This window comes from Duganella rivi, assembly GCF_009857435.1.
GTDB classification, from domain to species: Bacteria; Pseudomonadota; Gammaproteobacteria; order Burkholderiales; family Burkholderiaceae_D; genus Rugamonas; species Rugamonas rivi.
On the sequence record NZ_WWCK01000003.1, the window covers coordinates 646,245 to 670,704 of the forward strand.

The following is a 24,460-nucleotide window of genomic DNA, read 5'->3' on the forward strand; positions in this document are numbered from 1 at the left end:
CACCGGGTTCCCCGAGGGCGATAAAAAGATCTACATCACGTCAGTGTCGATTTGTAGTCCGGCTTTGAGGGTAAGCGTGACCGGGGTTTTCTCGGCGATTTCGGCCATGCGGGCTTTTTGGGCGGCGTCGACTGCGCCACTGATGGTGAGCGTGCGGCGGATCAGCATGGCGCCGTCGTCGGCATGGGTGAGGTGCATAGCCACGTCCACCGCCGTCACCGGCCACTGCTTGCGGTCGGCGTACATGCGCAGCGTGATGGCGGTGCAGGCGCCCAGCCCGGCCAGCAAATATTCGTACGGCGCCGGGCCGGCATTTTGACCGCCGTTGCGGGCCGGTTCATCGCCGGTCAGCGCGTGCCCGCCGACCTCGATCTGGGTGGTGTAACTGTCCGCACCGATGTGCGCTGTGCCGCGTGCCATGCCGTGTTCCTCTCTATGTAAAGCTAAGGTAAAGAAGCGTAAATGCCGTTATTTGCCTTATAACCCGCTGGTATAATGGCAACTCTACCGTACAGTGACGGTGTGCCGTCGAAATCATGCAAAAGATTCTGCTTACCTGCTGCCTTACCGGCAGCGCTATTCTGCCAGCTTACGCCCAAACCACCACTCCCGAAAAGCCAGCCATCAAGCCCGCTACGACCGCCAAACCCAAGGAGGCTGTCGTCCCGGAGGTAACTGTGTCCGCCGAGCGCCCCACCAACCGCATCGACCGCCAAGTGTACGATGTGAAATCCGATGTTTCCAGCACCAACGGCACCGCTGCCGATGCGCTCAACAACGTGCCATCGGTCAACGTCGATCCCGACGGCAGCATCACACTGCGCGGCAGCTCGAACGTACAGATCATGGTGGACGGCAAGCCGTCGGCCATGCTGCAAGGCGAAAACCGCGGCCCGGCCTTGCAAGCCATGGCTGCCGACGATATCGAGTCGATCGAGGTCATCAACAATCCCGGCGCCCAGTTCGGCAATGAAGCCGGCGGCGGCCCGATCCTGAATCTGGTGATGCGCCGCAACCGCAAGCCGGGCGGCTTTGCCACCGTCAACGGCAACACCGGCACCGCCGGCCGCTACAACAGCGCCGTCAACGCCACTTACAACGAAGGCCCGTGGGGCTTCCAGGGCAGCGCCAACGTGCGCCACGACGGCCGCAATTCGGTTGCCGAGGTCACCCGTGACCGCCTCGATCCAGCCACCGGCAACTTCGTGCACAGCAGCCAGGAGTCGGTTGGCCGCGGCCTGAACGATATGGCCGCCCTGAACGGTCAAGTCAGCTACAACCTGAACCAGACCGACACCCTGACCGGCAGCGTCAACTACAACAGCCGCACCAACGACCAGCGCGGCAGCGATCACTACATCAACGGCGCCACCAGCCTGATTCCGGCCAACGACTATGTGCGCAGCACCGTCCGCAACGGCGACAGCAAGAACTTCGCATGGGGCAGCCGCTACGACCACAAAGGCGAACTGCCGGGCGAAACGCTGAAAATCGACCTGCGCGTATCGGCCTCGGAAAACGACAACGTCAGCGCCTACAGCAATGACTACGCCACGCCGGGCATGCTTGACACCCGCGCCAGCCAGCACAACGAGTTCAGCACCCACATTGCCGACTTCACCGGCGACTACGAGCGTCCGCTGTGGGGCGGCACCGCCAAGGCCGGCTACAAGGTGGCGACCAATAACAGCAGCTTCAACACGCTGTACACCGACATCGACCCGGTCACCGGCATCGCCAAGGTCAATACCGGCCGCACCAACGCTTACGAACTCGATGAAACCGTGTACGCGCTGTACGCCAGCTACCAAATGCGCCTGAACGAGCGCTGGGGCGCACTGGCCGGCCTGCGCACCGAGTACACCGACATGGACATCGACCAGATCACCGGCGGCGTCAAGGCAAAGAATAATTATATAAACTATATACCTAGTTTCTTCGCCACGTACAAGGCGACCGACACGGCCAACATCCGCTTCGCCTATGCGCGCCGGATTCGCCGCCCGAACGCCAACGACCTGAATCCGTACGTGACCTACCGCGACGAATTCAACGTCTCGTCGGGTAACCCGAACCTGAAACCGACCAAGACCGATTCGTTTGAAGTCGGCTACGAAACCAAATTCGGCGGACTGGAAACCAATCTGCGCGGCTACTACCGCCGCGACACCGACGCCATCGTCGACTACCGCTACTTCGTGGCGCCGAACGTGCTGTTGACCACCAAGGCCAACGGCGAAGGCAGCCACTCCAGCGGTCTGGAATTCACGGTGAGCGGCAAACTGACGCCAACCCTGACGCTGAACACCAGCGGCAACCTGGCCCGTTCGCAGCAAAGCTTCTACGACGACACCGGCTTGCTGGTGACCCGCACCGCCAACTCGCTGAGCGGCCGCGCGCGGCTGAACTACCAGTACGATGCCGCCAACCAGATCCAGATGGCACTGCAAATGATGGGCAAGACCCTGTCCGGCCAAGGCTATCGTTCGCCTAACCACACCTTTAATATGAGCTGGCGCCACACCGTCACGCCGCAACTGACGCTGGTGGCCAACGTGACGGATCTGTTCAACACCAACAAGATGGAAACTGTCATCAATAGCGCGGCCCTGCGCGAGACCAGTACCCGCCGCTTCGATGGCCGTGTATTCTATGTCGGCCTGTCCTACCGTTTTGGCGGCGCCGCCTCGTCGGCCGAGAAGGAAGAAGGCGGCGGCTGGGGCCCGCGTCCGGGCGGCCCAGGCGGGCCAGGCGGCCCTGGCCCCGGCGCAGGCGGCCCGCCACCGGGCGTTTAATCACGGAGTCTTTGCAAGATGATGCTGCACATCCCGAACGTCCTGACGCTAGACCAGGTTCGCGCCATCCGCCAGCGCCTCGATGAGGCCAACTGGGTGGATGGCCGCGCCACGGTCGGCACGCAGGGCGCGCAGGTAAAACAGAATCGCCAGCTGCCGGAAAATTCGCCGCTGGCGCGTGAACTGGGGCAGATCGTGCTGGACGCGCTGGCCAACAGCCCCTTGTTCTTCTCGGCGGCACTGCCGCTGCGCACTTGCCCGCCGATGTTCAACAGCTATGCGGGCGGTGAGCACTACGGCAATCACATCGACGGCTCGATGCGCCGCATTTCCGGCGCCGCGCCGTGGATGCGTACCGACGTCTCCTCTACCCTGTTCCTGTGCGAACCGGAGGAATACGACGGCGGTGAATTAATCGTTGAAGATGCCTATGGCGTGCACGAAGTCAAACTGCCGGCCGGCGATTTGATCCTGTATCCATCGACCAGCGTGCACCGCGTGGAGCCAGTCACGCGCGGCGCGCGCGTTTGCTCGTTCTTCTGGACCCAGAGCATGGTGCGCGACGATGCGCGCCGTTCCATGCTGCTGGACCTCGACCGCAACATCCAGGCCCTGCGCGCAAAGCTAGGTGATTGCGAAGAGATGGTCGGCCTCACAGGCCACTACCACAACCTGCTGCGGCAGTGGAGCGAGGTATAAATCACTTCATCACGGTGAGCTTTTGGCGCTTGCCGTCTTTGAAGGTGAAGATGGTCAGTACACCGTCTTGCACGTCGCCGCGAGCGTCGAAGGCGATGGTGCCGGTCACGCCTTTGTGCTTGATCTTGGCCAGCACCGGCAGGTACTTGACCGGATCAGGCGAACCCGCTTTCTGCATCGCATCCACCATGGTCATCAGCGCATCGTAGGTGTACGGCGCGTAGGTCTGCACTTCGATGCCGTACTTTTTCTTGTAGGCGGCGCGGAAATCGGCCATGCCTTTTTCCTGCGACGGCTCCACGCCGCCCGCTTCCGCGCAGATCACCTGGCCGTCGCTCATGCCCTCGCCGGCCAAACGCGGCACCGAGTCCGAACACATGCCGTCGCCACCCATGAACTTGATCGGGAAGCCCAGTTGCTTCATCTGGCGCAGCATCGGCGCGGCTACCGCGTCCATGCCGCCGAAGAAAATCATATCCGGCTTGGTGGCTTTGATGGCGGTCAGGATCGCCGTCAGGTCGGTGGCCTTGTCGTTGGTGTATTGGGTCGAAACGATGCTCGAACCGGTCGCCGCGCCGGTGCGCTTGACGGTTTTGCTGAATTCATCGGCCAGGCCTTTTCCGTAGGCGGTGCGGTCGTCCACCACGGCGATGCGTTTGGCCTGCATGTTCTGCATGGCGTAACGCGCCAGCGCAGGGCCGAGCTGCTCGTCGTTGGCGATGTTGCGGAAGGTGGTGTTGTAGCGCTGGCGCGTGTAGGCCGGCGAACTGGCCGACGGCGTAATCTGCGGAATGCCCGCGTCGTAGTACATGCGCGAGGCTGGGATGGTGGTGCCCGAAGTCTCGTGGCCGATCACGCCTTGCACCTTGGCGTCCACCAGTTTCTGCGCCACGGTGGTGGCTTGCTTTGGATCGCCGGCGTCGTCTTCAGCCAGCAAGACCACTTTGTATTTCTTGCCGCCGATGACCACGCCCTTGGCGTTCAACTCTTCGACCGCCATGCGGGCGCCGTTCTCATTGTCTTTGCCAAGGTGGGCGATCGGGCCGGAGGTGGCGGCCACGTGGCCAATCTTGATGATGTCTTCCGCTTGCACGGAGGCGGCGCCCGCAGCGCCGATAAAGGCCAGCGCCAGCGCGCGGCAAACTGTTTTTGTTGTGAACTGCATAAAATCCTCGTTAGTTAACACCAATAGGATACCAGACGCTTAAAGCAGATGCTTGCGCGGTGGGCGGATTGAAGTAGAATTAATCTTTACCAAAATGAATCGCAGACGCATGGCTTTCTTGCTTTTCCAGCTCAACAGCTTGCGCAGCCGCCTGGTCTTGCTAGTGCTGTTGGCGATCGCGCCGATTACGGTGATGACCTTCATTAACGGCCAGCGCGAACGCGATCATGCGGTGGCGGTGGCGGAAGAGAATCTTCAGCGCCTGACCAATCTGGCGGCGGCTAACGAAGCGCAATCGATCGCCGGTGCGCGCCAAATTCTGCGCGATATGGCCAGCATTCCCAACCTGGCCGACGATGAAGCGCATTGCAATCAACTAGCCGCCAACATCCTGCGCGAGAACCCCGACTACTCCAACCTCGGGCTGATACGCTTGAACGGCGACGTTGCCTGCAGCGGCGTACCGTTTAATACCAAGGTCAATCTGGCCGACCGCTCGCACTTCCGCCGCGCCGTGCACTTGCGCCGCTTCGTCGCCGGCGGCTACGTCTTCGGCCGCGTGATCCTGAAGCACACCGTCAACCTCACCTACCCGGTGCTGGACGAACAGCAGCGCGTCACGGCGGTGGTGTTTGCGTCGCTCGACCTCACGCGGCTAGACCGCTTCGTGGCCGACATCCAGCTGCCACCGGGATCGCTGCTGCTGACCACCGACTCCGAGGGCAAGATCATCTCGCGCAAGCCCAACCCGGATGACTGGTACGGCAAGCAGGTGTCGCCGGAGATGCGCAACGCCATGGCGGCCGAACCGGGCAAGCCGGTCACGCTGGTGGGGCCGGACGGCGTATCGCGCCTGCACCGCTTCGCCCGCGTCGGCAATAACGGCTTGACCGATTACACCGTCACCATCGGCATTCCAGCCGACGCGATCACCGCCAATGCGCGCCATGACCAGATGCTGGATTTGGCGGCGCTTGGCGCAACCATCATTCTTGCCTTGCTGGCTGCCTGGTTCGTCGGCGATGTCCTGGTGCTGCGCCGCGTGAAGCAGCTGGCCGATACCGCCAACCGCATCGCCTCCGGCACGTTGGAGGCGCGCAGCGGCATCGCTTACGGCAAGGAAGAAATCAGCGACCTCGCGCGCGCGCTGGACGCCATGGCCGCCGCCTTGCAGGAAAAAGAAAAGCAGCACCTGCGGGCGGAAAGCCAGCTGCGCGAAGCGGATCGCCGCAAGGATGAATTCCTCGCCATGCTGGCGCATGAGCTGCGCAATCCCCTGGCGCCGATCAGCGCCGGCGCGCAGCTGCTGCAAAGCGGCCATGCCAGCGAGGGCGCCGTGCGGCGCACCGCCGGCATCATCGTGCGGCAGGTGCACCACATGACGCGGCTGGTGGACGATTTGCTGGACGTGTCGCGCGTGACGCGCGGGCTGGTAACGCTGACGCGCGCACCGCTGGACGTGGCGCAAATCGTCGCCGATGCGGTAGAACAGGCCGAGCCCCTGATGCAAGCGCGCCAGCATCGCTTTGAGGTCAAGCTGCCGCCGTCGCCATTGCTGGTCAACGGTGATCACAAGCGGCTGGTGCAGGTGCTGGTCAATGTGCTGAACAATGCGGCCAAGTACACGCCCACCGGCGGCGAGATCCAACTGGCCGCCTACGCGGACGGCGCCAACGTCAAGCTGGTGGTCAGCGATAACGGCATCGGCATGTCGGCGGACTTGCGCAGCCATGTATTCGATTTGTTCGCGCAGGCCGACCGCAATTCGGATCGCTCGCAAGGCGGATTGGGTCTCGGCCTGGCGCTGGTGAAGTCGCTGGTGGAGCTGCACGGCGGCGCCGTGGCGGTCGAAAGCGCCGGCGAGCAGCAAGGCAGCACCTTCATCATCACGCTGCCCGGCACGCCGCAACAGCCGGCCGCCGCGCCAGCCAGCCAAGCGAGCGCCCCGTCGCAGCAACTGCGCGTGCTGGTGGTGGACGACAACGTCGACGCCGCGCAAACCCTGCAACTGCTGCTGGAAACGGCCGGCCACAAGGTAAGCGTTGCGCACAGCGCGATGGAGGCGCTGGAAGTGGCGCAAGCGCGCGCTCCGCAATTGTGCCTGCTCGATATCGGCCTGCCCGGCATCAGCGGCTACGAATTGGCGCGCGGCCTGCGCGCCCTGCCGGCTACCGCGCACGCCGCGCTGGTGGCGATCACCGGCTACGGCCGGCACGAAGACCGCGAACAGGCACGCATCGCGGGCTTCGATCATTACTATGTCAAACCGGTGGACGTGGACGCGCTGCTGGCGCTGATCGCCACGCTGCCGACACCTTCTGGAGTTTCATGAAGCACTTGCTACTCAGCCTTGCGATTGCAGCGACCTTGCCCGCGCACGCGCAAGAAAAAGAACTGGCGCGCATCGCTGCGCAGCCCGCAGTGAAACAAGCGCTGGCCTACATTGAAAACAATGAGGCCACGACCACCGCCAATACCTTTGCCATCAACGCCATTCCGGCGCCGACTTTTGCCGAGGAAGCGCGCGCCCGCAATATCGCCGAGCGTTTGAAGACGGCCGGCTTGCAGGACGTGCAGATCGACGGTGCAGGCAATGTGCTGGGCACTTATCGCGGCAGCGGCAAGGGGCCGGTGGTAGCGCTGGCGGCTCACCTGGACACCGTCTACCCGGCCGGCACCGACCTGACGGTGCATGAAAAGGATGGCCGCTACTACTCGCCCGGCATTGCCGACAACGGCCGTTCACTGGCCGCCATGGTGACCATCGCGCATGCGCTGCAAGCATCGCGCGTGCCGACCGAGGGCGATGTGCTGTTCGTCGCCAACGTCGGCGAGGAAGGCTTGGGCGATTTGAAAGGCGTGAAGTATTTGTTCAGTCAGCGCAAGGACATCAAGGCCTTCGTTGGACTGGAGCCGGCACTGGGCGTCAACGGCGATCCGGTGACGTATCAGGGCACCGGCAGCCGCCGTTTCAAAGTCACGCTGCATGGGCCGGGCGGACATAGTTACGAGGGCTTCGGTTTGCCATCTGCGGTGCATGCGGCGGGCCGCGTGATTGCGCGCATCGACGAAATCCGCGTGCCGGCGCAGCCCAAGGTCACCTTCAACGTCGGCGTAGTGCAAGGCGGGCAGTCGGTGAACAGCATTTCGGCCGAGGCGTCAATGCTGATCGATATCCGTTCGGCGGATGCGGCGCTACTGGCCAAGACCGAGCAGCAAATCAAGGACGCCATCCAGCAAGGCGTGGCCGATACCAATCGCCGCTGGAATAGCGATGCGCTGCGCGCCGAGGTGGTGCTGATTGGTGACCGCCCAGCGGGCCAAATGGGCAAGGACGCCGTCATCGTCAAGACCGCGCTGGCGGCAGCCACCGTGCAAGGCCGCCCTGCACTGCTGGACACCCCGCATTCGACGGACGCCAATCTGCCGATGAGCCTGGGCGTGCCGGCTATCACCATGTCCGGCGGCGGCAGCTCGGGCGGCTATCACTCGGAAAAGCTGGAATGGTGGTCGCCGCAAAACGCCCACACGGCGCCGCAGAACGTGCTGCTGACCATCCTTGGACTGGTTGGCGTGCGTGACGTAGCCGCGCCGCTGGCGCAATAAGGGAAATCTCTTACTTTGGGGAGACCACGGACGGTGCAATATAGATGATAATAGCAATCATTCTCATCTTTAAACTGAAATATGCGCCGTCTTCCCGTTCTTGTTCTGTCTTCGCTCACCTCCCTCCCCTCCTTAGCCCAAACCACTGACGAACCACTGCAATCCGTGGTTGTCAGCGCCAGCGCCGATGCGTCGGCGGCCGGCTTGTCCAAGACCTATGGCGGCGGCCAGGTTGCCAAGGGCGGCCGCGTCGGCCTGCTCGGCACCATGGACGTGATGGACACGCCGTTCAACAGCACCAACTTCACGCAGCAATTCATTCAAGATCAGCAGGCGCACAGCGTGGCCGATGTGCTGCAAAGCGATCCCGGCGTGCGCGTGGCGCGCGGCTTCGGCAATTATCAAGAGCTGTATGTGATTCGCGGCTTCCCGCTTAACTCTGACGATCTGGCCTACAACGGCTTGAACGGCGTGCTGCCGCGCCAGTACATTTCGGCGGAACTGCTGGAGCGCGTGGAAGTTTTCCGTGGCGCGAATACCTTCCTGAACGGCGCGTCGCCTTCGGGCGGCGGTATTGGTGGCGCAATCAATCTGCTGCCAAAACGCGCGCCGAATCGCGATCTGACCGAGGTATCGGCCGGTCTGCAGAGCGGTAAGCAAACCTATCTCGCCACCGATATAGCGCGCCGCTTTGGTGAAGAGAACCGCGCCGGCGTGCGCGTGAACGCGGTGCAGCGCAAAGGCGGCGACGGCATCGCCAACGAAGACCGCGATCTGCAAATGGCCGTCATCGGCGTCGATTATCGCGGCCGTGGTTTCCGCTTGTCGGCCGACTGGGGATGGCAGGATAGCAAGCTGTTTAACGCTCGTCCGGCGGTGAATGTGGCCGCAACCATCCCGCTGCCGGCAGCGCCGGATGCGTCGTCCAACTACGGCCAGCCATGGGACTTTTCCAGCGAGCGCGATGTCTTCGGCACGCTGCGCGGCGAGTGGGATATCAGCAAGGACGTGGTGGCGTGGGCCTCGTTAGGCGGCCGCCGCGGTCACGAGTTGAATCGTCTCGCCAGCACTTTGAACTTGGTGACGATCACCGGCACGGGCCAGATACGCCGCTTCGATAACGCGCGCGAAGATCACATCAAGACCGGCGAGATCGGCCTGCGCGCGGCGCTGCGTACCGGTGACGTGAGCCACAAGCTGGCGTTCACCACTACCGGCTTCGACCTCGATTCGCGCAACGCCTATGCGACGTCGGCTTACCAGAATACTACGCTGTACAATCCTCCGGTGTTGGCGCTACCGGCGCTGACCACCTTCGGCAACAGCCTCGCCGATCCGCGTACCACCAACAAAGTCACGCTGGTAAGCGAGGCCGTGGTGGACAGCATGGGCTTCCTCAACGATACCTTGCTGCTGACGGTGGGCGTGCGTCACCAGAACATCAAGCAGGTCGGCTACGCCTACAACACCAACAAGCAAAACGCGTACTACAGCGAGAGCGCCAACACGCCGATCGCCGCCATCGTCTACAAGGTGACTCCGCAGGTATCGCTGTACGCAAATCGCGTGGAGAGCTTGCAGCAAGGGGCGATTGCGGGATCAACCGCCGTCAACGTCGGCCAGATCTTTGCGCCGTACAAATCGGTGCAAAAGGAAGCCGGCGTGAAATATGACGGTGGACGTTACGGCGCCAGCGCTGCGCTGTTCCGCACCGCGCAGCCACTTGGTGTACTGGATGCGACGACCAAGATCTTCGGCATCAACGGCGCGCAGTTGAATCGCGGTTTTGAGCTGACGGCTTACGGCGAACCGCTGCGCGGCCTGCGTGTGCTCGGCGGCGCTACGCTGCTGGATGCGACGCAAAGCACCAGCGGCAAGGATGTCATCGGCGTGCCGGATGCGCAAGCGAATATCGGCGTCGATTGGGACGTGCCGGGTGTGCGCGGCTTGAGCATATCGGCGCGCGCGCTGCATACGGCGTCGCAAGCGGTGAATGCGGCCAATACGCAGGAGCTGCCGTCGTGGAATCGTCTGGATGCGAGTGCGCGCTACGCGTTCACGGTCAATAACTACAACCTCACGCTGCGCGCCCGCGTCGATAACCTGACCAATAAAAACTACTGGGCCTCGGCCGGGGGGGCGCAAGGTGCGGGCTATCTTGTGCTGGGCGCACCGCGCACTTTGGGGCTGACCGCAGGCGTCGAGTTCTAAGTTCAGGTGCTGCCACGCTGGATCAATTCTGACTGACAATCGATTGTGATTGCGCTAACATTGGCACAAAAAAGGAGAGACAATGAACCCAGCCGCCTTGCTGATACTGGCCGCAGCGCTACTCATCCAACCGGCCCGCGCGCAATCCACGCTTACATGGACGCCGGATAACGGCAATGGCACCTTCACCAATCCCCTGTTCTACGACGAGTTCTCCGACCCAGACATCATTCGCGTGAACGAGTGGTTCTACCTCACCGGCACCACCATGCACGCGATGCCCGGCCTGCCGGTGATGCGCTCGAAGGACTTGGTCAATTGGGAGTTCCTCAGCTACGCCGCCGAGCGGCTGGACTTCGGCCCCGCGTACCGGCTCGAAGACGGCAAGAATATTTACGGCCAAGGCATCTGGGCGCCCAGCCTGCGCTACCGGAACGGCGTGTTCTACATCTTCACCAATGTGAATGGACGCGCCACGCAAATTTACTCCGCCATCAATCCGCGCGGGCCGTGGGTGCACTGGGAGATGAAGCGCAGCCTGCATGATGTGTCGGTGCTGTTTGATGATGACGGCAAGGCCTACGCGGTATGGGGCCATCAGGATATGCACATCGCGCAGCTGACCGACGATTTGCTGGACATTGTGCCCAGCACCGAGAAGGTGTTGTTTGCCAAGACCGACGGCATGGGCGAAGGTGCGCACTTCTACAAAATCGGCGGCAAGTACTACATTTTGAGCGCGAACTATGCGGGCGGCTTCCGCATGCCGGCGGCGCGCGCCGATTCCGTCTACGGGCCGTACGAAGTCAATCAGGCGATCAGCAAGGACGAAGGCTTCGGCCTGGTGCGCGGCTATCGCCTGAACAACAAGCAGTATCCGTTCGAGGTGTCCCCGCCCAATCCCGCCTCGCGCGATGCCACCGCCATGCACCAAGGCGGCATCGTGCTGACCGCGGCCGGTGAATGGTGGGGCTTCTCGATGATGGACTATAACTCGGTCGGCCGCCTGCTTAGCCTTGCGCCGATTACGTGGAAGGACGGCTGGCCGTATTTTGGCCTGCCCGGTAATTTGGGACGCAATCCGCGCACATGGGTCAAGCCGCGCACCGCAGAGCGCCAGCCGGTGCAAGTGCCGTTCACCCGCAATGACGACTTCTCCGAGCCTACACTCAAGCCGCTGTGGCAGTGGAACCATGTGCCGGTTGAAGAGCGCTGGTCATTGAGCGAGCGCCCCGGCTTCTTGCGCCTGCGCTCCATGCCGGCCGCCTCATTCTGGGACGCGCGCAATTCGCTGACGCAGCGCGCCATCGGCCCGATGTCGACGCCGACCGTGGCGCTGGATGTGGCGGGACTGCTGAACAACGACGTCGCCGGCCTCGCCCTCCTCAACCTACCTTACGCCGCACTGGGCGTGGAACGCAAGGAGAGCAGGCTGTCGTTGGCTTTGTTCGACCAGGCACGCAATCAAACCACGCGGATTCCGCTCACCGCCACGCGCATTTGGCTGCGCGCCGAGTGCGATTTCTTGACCGAGAAGGCGCGCTTCAGCTATTCGCTCGATGGCGAGCAGTTCCAGCCCATCGGCGAGGAGTTCACCATGATCTTCCAGCTGACCACCTTCCAGGGTGTGCGCTACGCCCTGTTCAACTACAACACCGGCCAGCAAAACGGCGGTGCGGCGGACTTCGACAGCATCACCATCGACCAGCCGCACCCGCGCGGTTTGATGCGCCCTATCCCTTACGACAAGCAGGTGCAGTTGCGCGCCGCCGTCGGCCGCGCCGCGACCCAGCCGCTGAATTTCACCGTGCGCGATCTGGGCTTGGGCCGCGTCGCCTTGCAAGCCGGCGAGAACTACCTCAGCATCGGCCCGGATGGTAGCGCTTCGCAGCAGGCCGCCAGACCGGGCATAGCGCAGAGCTTCCAGTGGATGGAGACGCCGACCGGCGAACTGCTGCTGATGTCGCTGCAAACCAATTTCTACCTGCGTATCCATCCGCAAACCGGCGCGCTGATTGCCGATAGTCCCGGCCCCATCCCGGACGGCAGCGATGGCGTGCGCTTCACCTGGACAGCGGCAAATTAAGCAGGCGCCGACATCAGTGCTTCGCGCGCAGCCTGGCGGATGGCTTGCGTGGCCGGATGGCTGATGCGGCGCTCGGTGGTGATCGCATAGACCTGCTCGCGCAACGACGGAATGGTGCTCAGCATCATCACGCCGTACTGCGCGCAAATGGTCGCCGCAATAGCCGCTGGCGCGAAGAACAGCCCTGCGCCGGATTGGCCGAAAGCCTTGATCATGGCGCTGTCATCAAACTCCCCCACCACATGCAGGCGCGGCACATGCGCGTGCAGCCACTGCATCAGCTTGGCGTGCACGGCGAAATCCTCACCCGGCAGCAGCAGCGGTGCGCGGTTCAGGCATTCGGGAAACGGCCCCTGCAGCGTGGCAGCCAGCGCTGCCGTGGCAAACACGCCCAGCTCGCTCTCGCCGAGCAAATGGCTGTAGGCGCGCACGCTCAGATGGCTGGGCATGGCGCGGTCGGTGATGATGAGGTCGAGCCGGTGCACAGCCATGTCGGCCAGCAGCGCGGCCAGGCGCCCTTCGCGGCACACCAGCCGCGTTGGCTCCTCCAGCGACAAGGCCGGCGCCACCAGCTGGCACGCCACCGCCTTCGATACCGAATCGGACACGCCGATGCGGAAGGTGGTCACCTGCGTCATGGACTGGTCGCGCACCACGTCAAGCAAGGCGTCGCCGGCGCTGAAGATGTCCTCGGCGTGGCGCAGGATGCGGTTGCCGGTGTCGGTCAGTTCCAGCCGCCGGCCCACGCGCCGGAATAGTTCCACACCCAGCGTGTCGGCAAACTCGGTCAATTGGCCGGAGATCGACTGCGGCGTCAGGTGCAGCTGCTCGGCCGCCTTGGCAATGCTGCCGCTGCGCGCCACCATCCAGAAGTAGCGCAGGTGCTTATAATTTAGAGTAGACATTTCAATACATCGAATTTATGGATTATTAAAGCAAGTATATTCGAATTGTGCGATGTATTGAGCATCCCTATCATGCCTCCTTATCACTTCAACCCTGAGCCGGAGAACCGCAATGAACGGAATAGAAAGCATAGCCTCAGGCCCGATGTGGGCGGGCTTTATCGCATTTGTGCTGGTGATGCTGGCGCTCGACCTGTGGGTCTTCGGCGGCAACAAGGCACACAAGGTCTCGGCGCGCGAGGCGGGCCTGTGGTCGCTGGGCTGGTTCTCGCTGGCGCTGCTGTTTAACGCCGGCCTGTGGTGGCATCTCCAAGGCACGGTCGGCCCGGAACTTGCCGAGCAAAAGTCGCTTGAATTTCTGTCCGGCTACCTGATTGAAAAAGCGCTGTCGGTCGATAACGTCTTCATCTTCCTGCTGATTTTCTCGGCCTTCCAGGTCAAGCCCGAGTACCAGCGCCGCGTGCTGATCTACGGCGTGCTCGGTGCGATTGTGATGCGCGCCATCATGATCCTGGCAGGCGCCTGGGTGGTGAGCGAGTTTAGCTGGATCTTGTACGTGTTTGGCGCCTTCTTGCTGTACACCGGCCTGCGCATGCTGAAAGCGGTGGACGAAGAACCGGACGTGAAGAACAACGCCGTGCTGAAGCTGGCGCGCCGCATGCTGCCGGTATCGGAAGCCGATCACGGCGAGAAGTTCATCGTGTGGAAGGATGGCAAACGCTACGTGACGCCGCTGCTGCTGGTGCTGATTCTGATCGAGGCAACCGACGTGATCTTCGCGGTGGATTCGATCCCGGCGATCTTTGCGATCACCAACGATCCGTTCATCGTGTTCACCTCGAACCTGTTCGCGATTCTTGGCTTGCGCGCACTGTACTTCCTGCTGGCTGACGTGGCGAGCCGCTTCCACCTGCTCAAGTACGGCCTGGCGATGGTGCTGTGCTTCATCGGCGCGAAGATGCTGCTCTTGCCTTGGTTCCACGTGCCGGTGCATATCTCGCTGACCGTGGTGGTGACGCTGATTACCGGCAGCGTGGTCGCTAGCCTGTATTCGACCCGCAGGCCCAAGTAAGCCAAATCGGCTGTTGTAAAATTGGCGGATGAGATCGATCATCCGCCAATTTTTTATTCCGACCTTCCTGATTCTTCTAGCCGGCTGCGCCAGTGTTCCAAGCCGAGCCGACCTACCCAGCGAGCGCACGCCGCACACGGTCTACGTGGTGCAATACGGCTGGCACACGGCGCTGCTGTTTGACGGCGCGGACATCCTCGCCCGCAGCGCCAAGCTGCGCGCCGATTTTAGCGGGCACAAATACATGATCGTCGGCTGGGGCGATGGCGAATATTTCGTGATGGAGCATCCGCCGTGGTCGAAGGCGGTCAAGGCGCTGGTTGCGTCCGACTATCCGGCCTTGCAGGTGGGCGGCCGCGATACCAATCCGCCCTTGGGCGCCCAAGCACGCGATACGGTGAAGCTGGCGATCACCGAGCGCGGTTATCAAAAGCTGGTCGAATACATCGACCGCAGCATCGCCACCGCGCCGGACGGCAAGCCGATCTACCTGGGCAAGCAGGAACATAATCCCGACCGATTCTACCAAGCGACCGGCAGCTACAGCGTGTTCAACAACTGCAACTCGTGGGTAGTGGGAGCATTGCAGGCGGCCGAGATGCCGATCTCCAGCTTCAACCTGACTGCGCGCAGCGTGTTCGAACAAGCCGAGCGCATCTCGAAGGTGCAAGCCCCTCCTCCTTAAACCGGCGCTTACTTGGTGGCCGCGTTAAGTTTCTTTGCCATCTCACCGTGGTGGGCGACTATGGGCTCGAGCTTGGTGACGAGCGCTTTTACATCCGCGTCCTTGGCGTTGGCGATATCGTTTTTCAGCGCTGCGTGCACCTTGGCATGATCGTCCACGCCGGCCTTGCTGACGTAAGCCTTATCAAACGCGGCGCCGGACAACTGCTTCAACTCGGCTGCCATTTTCTGATGTGCCGCATCGGGTTCAGTGGGCAGCGTGACGCTTTTGGCGGCGGCCACTTTCTGCGTCTCAGCCAATCCTTTGCTGTGATCGTCGATCATCGTTTGGGCAAACTGCTTGATACCGGCATTGCTGCTTTTCTCAACCGCCATTTTGCCGGCCGCGACTTCAGCGATGTTGGCTTGCGCGATGGCGACCAAGCGGTCGGCATCGGCCTTGCTGATCGTTGATTGGGCAGAAGCCAGCGGCGCGCCAATGGCGCACGCAATTGAGATGATGGTCAATGGGAATATCTTCATTTTGCTATCTCCGGTGTGGTGGGTGTCCAAGTACTCTAGTCCCGCTACTGCGCCGTCACCGTGTGCCAGCGTACCCTCGCCCCCTTCCTTTAGCAGAGCAACTACCTGCCTGAATTAGGGTGACGAACCGGCAATGCCGCAGCCTATGCTAGAGCACCATTCATCACGATAGGAGCACTGCACCATGAGCAAAGCAATCGTAGCGGTCGTTTATCATTCCGGTTATGGCCACACGGCCAAGCAGGCGGAGGCGGTTTTCAAGGGCGCGGGCAAGGTCGACGGCATCACTGCCAAGATTTACTCGGTCGATGACGACCTGCCATGGGAAGAACTGGAACAGGCGGACGCCATCATCTTCGGCGCGCCAACCTACATGGGCGGGCCGTCGGCGCAGTTCAAGGCGTTCCAGGACGCGACCTCGAAAACCGTGTTTGCGGCCGGCGGCAAGTGGAAAAACAAGCTGGCGGCGGGCTTCACCAACTCGGCCTCGCGTTCCGGTGATAAATTGGCAAGCTTGCAGCAGATCGCCATTTTCGCCGCCCAGCACGGTATGCACTGGGTCAGCCTCGGCCTCCCGCCGGGCAATAACTCCAGCACCGGCTCCGAGGAAGACCTGAACCGCCTCGGTTTCTTCCTTGGCGCGGCGGCGCAATCGAATGCGGACCAAGGCGCCGATGTCGCGCCGTCGCAGTCGGACCTGCGCACGGCCGAGCATTTAGGCGCCCGCGTTGCGGAAACCGCCTTGCAGTTCGCTCGCGGCCGGGGCTGACCAGCCTGGCGAGGAGCCTCATTTTCAAAAATAGCTGTAACAGATGAGCTGGTGCGACGACTAATCATCATCGAACACATCTCATGGAGAAAATGATGGCCCCTCGCCACTCCCCTCGCGCCACTAGCGCTATCACCAAGGCCTTCCTGGCCGTATCGATTTCCTTCCTGGGCCTGCAACTGCCGGCCGGCGCCCAAGTTGACGCTTCCAGCCCGGTGGCGCAAATCGATGCGTTGAACGGCACTTTTGGCAAGCACGACGGCAAGCGCGCTTCGCATGCCAAGGGCTTCTGTGCCCAAGGCGACTTCACGCCCGCTGCCAAGCTGGATACATTCGTCAAAAGCCCGCTGTTTTCGCAAAAGAAGATGGACGCCACGGTGCGCTTCTCCATCGGCGGCGGCAATCCCGGCGCGTCCGATAAGAGCCGCTCTGTACGCGGCCTTGGCGCGCGCATCAGCGGCGGCGGCGAAACTTACGATCTGGTGCTGATTTCCGAACCGGTGTTCTTTGCTTCGACGCCCGAATCGTTCGTGAGCTTCCTGCAAGCCCGCGTACCGGACCCGGCCACCAAGAAACCAGATCCGGCAAAAGTGGCGGCGCACAACGCCAAGTACCCGGAAGCCAAAAATCAGCCGGCCCTGCTGGCTTCGCACCCGGCCCCCTACTCGTACGCGACCACGCCCTACTATTCGACCAACGCTTTTATCTTCAAGGCTGCCAATAAGACCGAGCAGCACGCGCGCATCGTGGTCGAGCCGGCGGCGGGCACCCGCTACCTGACTGAGCAAGAAGAGCAATCTCTGCCCGACCTGTTCCTCGAAAACGAGTTGAACTCCCGCCTGGCCGCCGCTACGGCCGAGTTCACCATTTACGCGCAACTGCCTGCGCCTGGCGATTCCTTGACCGATTCTTCGCAGCCTTGGCAAGGAAGCCAGCGGGTCGCGCTGGGCAAACTGCGCGTGCTGAACGTGGCGCCGCAATCCACCTGCGATGGGCTGGTGTTTATGCCGGTGACGCTGCCATCGGGCATCACGCCGTCCGACGACAGCATCTTGAAGGCGCGTGCGCCTGCGTATGCAGTGTCGCTCGGCCGCCGCTCGAACTAAGCCAACTTCAGGAGCCATAAAATGGAACACAACATCAATAACGCACCGAGCCCATCCGACCTGATTGATGCGCTGAATAACACCTTCGGCAAACACGCCGGCAAGCGCGCCTCGCACGCAAAAGGCTTTTGCGCGACCGGTGAATTCGTCCCTGCCGAGCAGGCAGCAGACTTTATCAACGGCCCGATCTTTCGGAGCGGCCCGCTTCCCGCAACCGTGCGTTTCTCGGTAGGCGGCGGCAATCCCGGCGTATCCGACAAGAGCCGCTCGGTGCGCGGCCTTGGCGTTCGGATTGCCAATGGCGATGAGCATTGGGATTTGGTCTTGCTGTCCGAGCCAGTCTTCTTTGCCGCGACGCCGCAATCGTTCGTGAGCTTCCTGGCGGCCCGCGTGCCAGATCCAGAGACGAAGAAGCCGGATCCGGCGAAAATCGCTGCGCACAACGCCGCATTCCCTGACGGCACACGCCAACCAGCCCTGTTGGCGGCCCATGCAGCACCGGCATCGTATGCAACCACGCCCTACTTCTCCAACAACGCCTTCGTGTTTCACTCGGCCAGCGGCGAGGCGGTCACGGCGCGCATCGTGGTGACGCCTGCCGCTGGCACCCAGTATCTGACCGAAGCCGAGGAGCAATCTTTCCCCGATCACTTCCTGGAAGACGAACTCGCGCATCGCCTGGCCCGTGGCCCGGCCGACTTTGAAATTACGGCGCAATTGCCGGCGACTGGCGACTCCTTGACCGATCCCAGCCTGCCATGGCAAGGCGCCGGCCATGTTTCACTGGGTCGCCTGCGCATCACTGCGCTTGCTGAGCAAGCGACGTGCAACGATCTCACCTTCGTGCCGGTAAATCTACCTGCCGGTGTGACGCCATCCGACGATCCGATTTTGTTGTCGCGCGCGGCGGCGTATGCCGTTTCGCGGGCACGCAGGACTTAACGCTAACAGGAAACCATCATGAACATCGACAAATTCAAACACCAGCACCTGGACATCTTGGGCGCCATTGCAGCGCTGCGCACGCTGGTGCAATCCGGTATCGCCGAGCACGCGGCCGACATCTCGCAGCGCATCATCGGCATGAGCGGCATGGTGAAACTGCATCTGGCGGTCGAGGACCGTTTGCTTTACCCTGTCTTGGAAGCCAGCGGCAATCAAAGCCTCGCAGGCATGAGCAAGCGCTACCGCGACGAAATGAGCGGCATCTCGGGCACCTACCTGGCGTTCGCGGCGAAATGGAATAGCGCGCGCCTGCTGCAAGAACAGCCGGAAAGCTTCCGCGATGAAGCTAACCACGTCCTCAAAACACTGTATGAGCGTATGAAAAAAGAAGACCGCGAATTCTACCCGGCAATCGAATCGTCAACCGTTCACGCTTAATAATGACCACACCAACCAGCGCCAGCCCTTGGGATGTGCTTGCCACCGAGCGGCCGTTTCTGCTGCGTCTCGCCCGGCTGCAACTGCCGTCTCAGGCGGACGCGGAGGATGCGGTGCAAGAAGCGCTGCTCGGTGCGGCCAAGGCGTGGCACAGCTTTCAAGGACGATCCGCGCTCCGCACGTGGCTGACGGCGATCCTGCGCAATAAAATCCTGGACGCGATCCGGCGCCGCCGCTACGAACAATTCAACTACGACGGCATAGAGCAAGGCAGCGCGGCAGAATTCGACCAGCTGTTCACAGCCGACGATGCGTGGCATCCCGACGTGTTTATCGACACCGTCTGCGGCGAAAAGAAAGCCGCCGACAAGCAACTGCTCGATATCGTGGAATTGTGCATGAACCGGCTCCCCGAGCAGACCGCCCAGCTATTCCTGATGCGCGAATATCTCGGCTTGGAACTGGGCGAGATCGAACAGACTTGCTCGGTCAGCGCCGGTAACCTGCGTGTGATTCTTTACCGAGCCCGCATGCGACTGCGCGAATGCGTGGTCCGTGGATGGGGAGAACTAGATGACTGATGAAATCAAAAAACTGACTTGCCGCGACACCACCTACCTGGTCATCTCGGCGCGCGACACACCGCTGAGCAACCAGCAGATCGCCGAACTGGACGCTCATTTGCAGACCTGTAGCGCTTGCCGCACCGCCAAGCAGCAGTTTGCGCAGGTATTCTCGCAACTTGATACGCTGCTGGCGCGCGGGGAAGAACCATAACTGATACTAATGGTTGAAGCTGAACGCGCAAATTACCATCTACCGGCGCAGTAGTCCAAGATTCATACTGTGCTCATCAACCAACCACTCCCGAGAGGAACGTGATGAGCACCCAAAATCGCCTGACCTTCATTGTGCATCTGCCGGCCAAGCCGGAACGCTATGCCGAACTGGAAGCCGGCGTGCGCCAAGTATTAACCGATATGTCGCACGAACCCGACTTCCTCGACTGCACCCTGCATCGTTCGCAGAACGATCCGAACACGCTGGTGGTGTATGAAAGCTGGAGCTGCGACCGCGAATACTTCCTTCAGCACCACCTGCCGCGCCACTATCGCGCCGAGTTCGAACGCGAACTGCCTGGCCGCCTGGCAGGCAAGCGCCGCATCGAGTTTTTGAACGATGTCTCGCCGCCACTCCAGCTGCGCGCCAAGTCTTGACTTACCAAAACAGCACCAATATACGGAAAACACGTACGGGAAAGACTTCAGCAATGAAATATAATTCGTCATCTAGTTTAACGATTACATTCCATGACTAAAGCAAATAATAACAATACAGCGGCGCCAGCCAACGGCAAGCGCTTTTCCCGACGCAAGTTTATTGGCGCTGTTGCCGGCGCCGCTGCAGTCTGGGGCGGTTACTCGGTCTTCTTCGGTGGCCAATTCCGTGCCGATAAGGCAGATCGCTCGGTGGACGTGCTGCTGATTGGCGGCGGTATCATGAGCGCGACGCTTGGTGTTTATCTGTCCGAGCTGGAGCCGAACTGGACTTTTGAAGTGTTTGAGCGCTTGGACAAGGTGGCGGAAGAAAGCTCCAATGGCTGGAACAACGCCGGCACCGGCCACTCGGCGCTGTGCGAACTCAACTACAGCCCGATGGACGACCAGGGCAATGTGCAGATCGCCAAGGCGATTGAGATCAATGAGAGTTTCCAGATCTCCCGCCAATTCTGGTCGCACCAGGTGCGCAAGGGCGTACTGGGCAATCCGCGCGAATTTATCAACTCGACGCCGCACATGAACCTGGTGTTCGGCGAGGAGAACCGCGAGTTCATCCGCAAACGTGTTGCAGCGCTGAAGGCATCGCCGCTGTTTGCCGGCATGGAAATGACCACTGAACCGTCCAAGATCGCCGAGTGGGTGCCGATCATGATGGAAGGCCGTAAGCCGGACGAGGTGGTAACCGCCACTCGCTCGCCGCTCGGCACCGATGTCAACTTGGGCTCGATCACCCGCCAGTTCTACAAGCACCTGAGCCAAACCGTGGGCAGCAAGATTTCGACCGGCCACGAGGTGCGCTCGATCACCCGCAACGACGATGGCTCCTGGCGCGTGTCAGCTTTCGATATCAAGGATAGTTCCAAGATCCAAACCATCGATGCGCGCCACATCTTCATCGGCGCGGGCGGCGCCGCATTGCCGCTGTTGCAGCTGTCGGGCATCGCGGAAGCCAAGCAGTACGGCGGCTTCCCGGTAGGCGGCGAATTCCTCGTCACCGATAACCCGGCCATTACCGCGCGCCACCTGGCCAAAGTCTACGGCCTGGCGGACACCGGTTCGCCACCAATGTCGGTGCCGCATCTGGACACCCGCGTACTCGACGGTAAAACCGTGCTGCTGTTCGGGCCGTTCGCCACGTGGTCGACCAAATTCCTCAAGAACGGCTCGTATTTCGACATCGCCAAGGCCACCACGCCATCGAACATCATCCCGCAACTGCAAGTCGGCGCGCATGAGTTTGCATTGGTCAAATACCTCGCTCAGCAATTGGAACTGTCGCGCGAAGACAAGATGGACGCGCTGCGCCGCTACATGCCGGAAGCCAAGGATGAAGACTGGCGCCTGTGGCAAGCCGGCCAGCGCGTGCAGATCATCAAGAATATGCCCGACAAGGGCGGCGTGCTGAAGCTGGGCACTGAGGTTGTGGTGTCGGCGGATCGTTCGGTGTCTGCATTGCTGGGCGCGTCGCCAGGCGGCTCCACCTCGCCGGCCATTATGCTGTCGCTGCTGGAGAAAGTGTTCCCGGATCGGATGAAAACTGCCGCTTGGCAGGCAAAGATTCACGAGATCGTGCCGTCATACGGCAAAAAGCTCAACGAACACCCAGAGTTACTGGCGGCCACTTGGGCCACCACTGCCGAAACGCTGCAACTGACGATCGCGTCGCCAAGCCTGGACGGCTTCGTGCCAAACAGCGTGCCCGCCAGCACCACCGGCGTGGTGAAAAAAGTGCCGGATATCGCACTGTAATTCATCTGCTCTGCGGTGAGTTGGGCGCCTGTGAAGGCGCCCAACTTCGTTTACCGAGGAGGACCCTGATCTGCCTCAACAACGACTTCGCTTCCGTTTGACGATGCCAATAACAAGGCATAGCATGATCCAATGGAAGCCCGAATCGCAAAACTTGAGGAATTTGCCGCCGTCGCAGTGAAAGACTGGCGCGCATAGAAGCACGCCTTGATCAAATGGCGACCAAGGCGGATTTGGCGGAAAAGGTCGGGGAGCTCAAGGCTGAGATTCAACGCAACGCCAACGAAACCATACGCTGGGTAGTTGGTACCGCCATCGTCATCAGCGTCGCGGCAATAACCGTGATGACCTTCGTGCTAAACAACGCTACGCCGAAAACTCCAGCAATGCCACCAATTCCGATCATCATCAACACCCAGCCACCACCGGCGCCGAAATGAAAAAAGCCCGCACACAGTGCAGCCTTTTTTGGAATTCTGGTGGGAAGTGCAAGTTTCGAACTTGCGCCCCCTGCAGTGTGAATGCCGTTGCCAAGGCCTTGCAATGCCATCATTGGGGAATTTTTCTCAAGGACACCTGAGAAAGTCAGAAAATTGCACCATTTCACACCCGCGATTGCACTCACTAAAAAATTGAACATCAAAACGAGGTGTAAAAGGCGAAGGTTATTGCTCTACTTTTATTAGCGTAGATTCCGGGCCTCGGCCTTCGATAATTCCCGCTCCGCGACGTAGACCTCGAACACCACCCGGCGCGCTTCATCTGCTCCGGCCGGTCTCCATGCGCTGGCTTGATGTGAGGCCGCCTAGCTCGAAGATGGATTCAGACATCCAGACCAAGCTGTAATTGATCAGGCGCTTCTGCGGGAAGGTTGAAATCTGGTGCCCGTGCAGCTCAGCGCATGTTGGAAATCCTAACGTTAGGAGTGAACCGCCATGTGTGTGAACTTTCTCCCACCAGACCATAGATGCTGGATGAAATCATGGGCGTGATCATCGACCTGCATGACTCGGGATTCTGGAAAACGGAAACGTGGAAAGACTACGGCGCGCCAATCGTGCGCCGCAGTGCCGACGGCCAGCGCGAAGGCTTGCTCGCTAGCTACGGCATCGTGCCGCGCAAGCGGATCCCCGCCGGCGTCAAGCCGCTTGATACGATGAACACGCGCGCAGAGAAAGTCGGCCAGCTCCGCTCGTTTTCAGGGGCGTGGAAAAAATCACAGCTGTGCTTGGTGCCGATGCCCACCTTCTACGAACCGAACTACGAGAGTGATAAGCCGGTGCGCTGGGGCTTCGGCATGGCCGACGAGTCGATGTTGGCCGTGGCCGGCCTTTGGCGCGAATGAGACGGTGAGCACGGCCGGAGCACAGCTTCACGCAGTTAATAATCAATGCCGGCGAGCGCCCACTCATGCGCCGCTTCCATAAGCCGGACGACGAGAAGTGCGCACTGGTGATCGTTCCGCAGGCGGAGCGGGATGATTGGCTAGGCTGCACGAACCCGGAGTTCGCGTGCAGCTTTCTACGCCACTACCCCACCGAGCAAATGCGAGCATGGGAATTCCCGGTGCCGTCAAGATCGAAGAAAGTTGAGCTGGCACCACCAGGATCAGATTCGCAGATTGGATTGATATGAGCAAAGATTTTTCCAGCGATCCAACATAACTGCGCCTTTCAAGCGACATCTAAGCGAGCAATTTTCAACAGCTTCGAGAACGCTACCGTTCCGGTAATGGGATCCAAAGCATTCAGAAAAATCTGACTACGCGTGATTATGTCGGCAGGCGCAAATAGCCAATCGTCGTCGTCGATGCGTTTAATAATGTTGGAATGAAGTTGTTTGAAGTTTGGATCATCCCTATCTAATTCGACCAACATGTTAGAGCCAGCGGCTGACTTCGCCACAAGGGCTTGAGCTTTGAAAGCAAATGCATCCTCGCGCGTGCGTGCGAGCCCAGCCCAGTTGTGGAAAAACTGATCAACTAATTTGAACTCATCTGGATTTAATTCACCGACAAAAAGATGCTTATATTTCGCCCAGGTATTGTCAGGCCAGATAACCTTAAACCATGATTGCGGGGTGTCATGCGTTTTCACGCCATCAACTGCTGATTCCGCATTCCTGATATCCAATACAATTATCTTCGCAGCATTCTCCAACTCGTTTGATCTGCCGAGTGCATAGACTAGTAATGCAATATACCCAACCGCCGCAGTGACTACACCTGCAACTCGGTCGCCCGGCACGTTGCAAAACTCCAATAGCGTGAAGAGCACGCCAAACAAAGCAAGATAATACGCCGTCAGTCTCAATATTTTCATGATCTTTTGATCTAACTAAGGTTGCCTATGTTAGCACGGTGCAACACCTAATTCCGACACCGAGCTATGATTGCCTCTAGCGCCGACTCATACTTTCGCCCCTGCGG

Annotated in this window: 23 protein-coding genes; 17 read left to right on the plus strand and 6 right to left on the minus strand. The window is 60.8% G+C overall.

Annotation, left to right across the window (positions count from 1 at the left end; genetic code table 11):
* Positions 1–30 precede the first annotated feature (30 nt).
* On the minus strand, positions 31–420 hold the full coding sequence (locus tag GTP45_RS11585) for an OsmC family protein (RefSeq protein WP_161014001.1): 390 nt from the start codon (positions 418–420) through the stop codon (positions 31–33).
* A gap of 116 nt (positions 421–536) precedes the next feature.
* On the opposite strand from GTP45_RS11585, the gene GTP45_RS11590 reads away from it, so the two are divergent.
* Together GTP45_RS11590 and GTP45_RS11595 are read left to right on the plus strand one after the other, a co-directional pair.
* Complete coding sequence (locus GTP45_RS11590) at positions 537–2,795, plus strand: outer membrane beta-barrel family protein (protein WP_161014002.1); 2,259 nt, start codon at positions 537–539, stop codon at positions 2,793–2,795.
* 18 nt (positions 2,796–2,813) lie between these two features.
* Complete coding sequence (locus GTP45_RS11595; RefSeq protein ID WP_161014003.1) at positions 2,814–3,494, plus strand: Fe2+-dependent dioxygenase; 681 nt, start codon at positions 2,814–2,816, stop codon at positions 3,492–3,494.
* Position 3,495: 1 nt separating this feature from the next.
* Here GTP45_RS11595 and GTP45_RS11600 read toward each other — a convergent pair whose 3' ends face one another.
* Positions 3,496–4,659 carry a branched-chain amino acid ABC transporter substrate-binding protein gene (locus GTP45_RS11600; protein WP_161014004.1) on the minus strand — a complete coding sequence of 388 codons (1,164 nt, stop codon included), beginning with the start codon at positions 4,657–4,659 and terminating at the stop codon, positions 3,496–3,498.
* 109 nt (positions 4,660–4,768) lie between these two features.
* Between GTP45_RS11600 and GTP45_RS11605 the strand changes: the two genes are divergently transcribed.
* The 4 genes from GTP45_RS11605 to GTP45_RS11620 all read left to right on the plus strand — a co-directional run bounded on the left by GTP45_RS11605 (position 4,769) and on the right by GTP45_RS11620 (position 12,562).
* Positions 4,769–6,991, plus strand: coding sequence for a hybrid sensor histidine kinase/response regulator (locus GTP45_RS11605; RefSeq protein WP_161014005.1), 2,223 nt, complete (start codon positions 4,769–4,771; stop codon positions 6,989–6,991).
* On the plus strand, positions 6,988–8,265 hold the full coding sequence (locus tag GTP45_RS11610) for a M20/M25/M40 family metallo-hydrolase (protein ID WP_161014006.1): 1,278 nt from the start codon (positions 6,988–6,990) through the stop codon (positions 8,263–8,265). Before GTP45_RS11605 ends, GTP45_RS11610 begins: the two co-directional genes overlap by 4 nt.
* A 165-nt stretch (positions 8,266–8,430) precedes the next feature.
* Positions 8,431–10,476 (plus strand): TonB-dependent receptor, encoded by a 2,046-nt coding sequence (locus tag GTP45_RS11615; RefSeq protein WP_371874437.1) that lies wholly within the window; start codon positions 8,431–8,433, stop codon positions 10,474–10,476.
* A gap of 82 nt (positions 10,477–10,558) precedes the next feature.
* Positions 10,559–12,562 (plus strand): glycoside hydrolase family 43 protein, encoded by a 2,004-nt coding sequence (locus GTP45_RS11620; protein WP_161014008.1) that lies wholly within the window; start codon positions 10,559–10,561, stop codon positions 12,560–12,562.
* Here GTP45_RS11620 and nhaR read toward each other — a convergent pair.
* Positions 12,559–13,467, minus strand: a complete 909-nt coding sequence (gene nhaR / locus GTP45_RS11625; RefSeq protein WP_161014009.1) for a transcriptional activator NhaR — start codon at positions 13,465–13,467, stop codon at positions 12,559–12,561. The genes GTP45_RS11620 and nhaR overlap by 4 nt on opposite strands.
* A gap of 112 nt (positions 13,468–13,579) precedes the next feature.
* On the opposite strand from nhaR, the gene GTP45_RS11630 reads away from it, so the two are divergent.
* A complete protein-coding gene (locus GTP45_RS11630; RefSeq protein ID WP_161014010.1) occupies positions 13,580–14,539 on the plus strand; it encodes a TerC family protein in 960 nt (319 codons plus the stop codon).
* A 28-nt stretch (positions 14,540–14,567) separates the two neighbouring features.
* A complete protein-coding gene (locus GTP45_RS11635) occupies positions 14,568–15,224 on the plus strand; it encodes a DUF2459 domain-containing protein (RefSeq protein ID WP_161014011.1) in 657 nt (218 codons plus the stop codon).
* 8 nt (positions 15,225–15,232) lie between these two features.
* Here GTP45_RS11635 and GTP45_RS11640 read toward each other — a convergent pair whose 3' ends face one another.
* Complete coding sequence (locus GTP45_RS11640; protein WP_161014012.1) at positions 15,233–15,745, minus strand: DUF4142 domain-containing protein; 513 nt, start codon at positions 15,743–15,745, stop codon at positions 15,233–15,235.
* A 184-nt stretch (positions 15,746–15,929) separates the two neighbouring features.
* Here GTP45_RS11640 and GTP45_RS11645 point away from each other — a divergent pair, with 184 nt between their 5' ends.
* From GTP45_RS11645 to mqo, 8 genes are all read left to right on the plus strand, one after another.
* Positions 15,930–16,514 (plus strand): flavodoxin family protein, encoded by a 585-nt coding sequence (locus GTP45_RS11645; protein ID WP_161014013.1) that lies wholly within the window; start codon positions 15,930–15,932, stop codon positions 16,512–16,514.
* A gap of 92 nt (positions 16,515–16,606) precedes the next feature.
* The gene (locus GTP45_RS11650) at positions 16,607–17,620 is read left to right on the plus strand and encodes a catalase family peroxidase (RefSeq protein WP_161014014.1); all 1,014 of its coding nucleotides are present in this window, start codon (positions 16,607–16,609) and stop codon (positions 17,618–17,620) included.
* 21 nt (positions 17,621–17,641) lie between these two features.
* Entirely contained in the window at positions 17,642–18,562 is a 921-nt protein-coding gene (locus tag GTP45_RS11655; RefSeq protein ID WP_161014015.1) for a catalase, read from the plus strand.
* Between the two features lie 18 nt (positions 18,563–18,580).
* Positions 18,581–19,003 (plus strand): hemerythrin domain-containing protein, encoded by a 423-nt coding sequence (locus GTP45_RS11660; RefSeq protein WP_161014016.1) that lies wholly within the window; start codon positions 18,581–18,583, stop codon positions 19,001–19,003.
* A 2-nt stretch (positions 19,004–19,005) separates the two neighbouring features.
* The gene (locus GTP45_RS11665) at positions 19,006–19,584 is read left to right on the plus strand and encodes a sigma-70 family RNA polymerase sigma factor (protein WP_161014017.1); all 579 of its coding nucleotides are present in this window, start codon (positions 19,006–19,008) and stop codon (positions 19,582–19,584) included.
* Positions 19,577–19,780, plus strand: a complete 204-nt coding sequence (locus tag GTP45_RS11670) for a zf-HC2 domain-containing protein (RefSeq protein ID WP_161014018.1) — start codon at positions 19,577–19,579, stop codon at positions 19,778–19,780. The genes GTP45_RS11665 and GTP45_RS11670 overlap by 8 nt, the downstream gene beginning before the upstream one ends.
* Before the next feature lie 104 nt (positions 19,781–19,884).
* The gene (locus tag GTP45_RS11675; protein ID WP_161014019.1) at positions 19,885–20,220 is read left to right on the plus strand and encodes a putative quinol monooxygenase; all 336 of its coding nucleotides are present in this window, start codon (positions 19,885–19,887) and stop codon (positions 20,218–20,220) included.
* Positions 20,221–20,313: 93 nt separating this feature from the next.
* Positions 20,314–22,032, plus strand: a complete 1,719-nt coding sequence (gene mqo, locus GTP45_RS11680) for a malate dehydrogenase (quinone) (protein WP_161014020.1) — start codon at positions 20,314–20,316, stop codon at positions 22,030–22,032.
* 268 nt (positions 22,033–22,300) lie between these two features.
* On the opposite strand, the gene GTP45_RS11685 is transcribed toward mqo, so the two are convergent.
* Entirely contained in the window at positions 22,301–22,585 is a 285-nt protein-coding gene (locus GTP45_RS11685; protein WP_161014021.1) for a hypothetical protein, read from the minus strand.
* A gap of 414 nt (positions 22,586–22,999) precedes the next feature.
* Here GTP45_RS11685 and GTP45_RS28660 point away from each other — a divergent pair, with 414 nt between their 5' ends.
* Positions 23,000–23,377: an SOS response-associated peptidase family protein gene (locus GTP45_RS28660; RefSeq protein WP_229258418.1), complete on the plus strand. Its 378-nt coding sequence runs from the start codon at positions 23,000–23,002 to the stop codon at positions 23,375–23,377.
* Positions 23,378–23,705: 328 nt separating this feature from the next.
* Here GTP45_RS28660 and GTP45_RS11695 read toward each other — a convergent pair whose 3' ends face one another.
* Positions 23,706–24,353, minus strand: coding sequence for a hypothetical protein (locus GTP45_RS11695; RefSeq protein WP_161014022.1), 648 nt, complete (start codon positions 24,351–24,353; stop codon positions 23,706–23,708).
* Between the last annotated feature and the right edge of the window lie 107 nt (positions 24,354–24,460).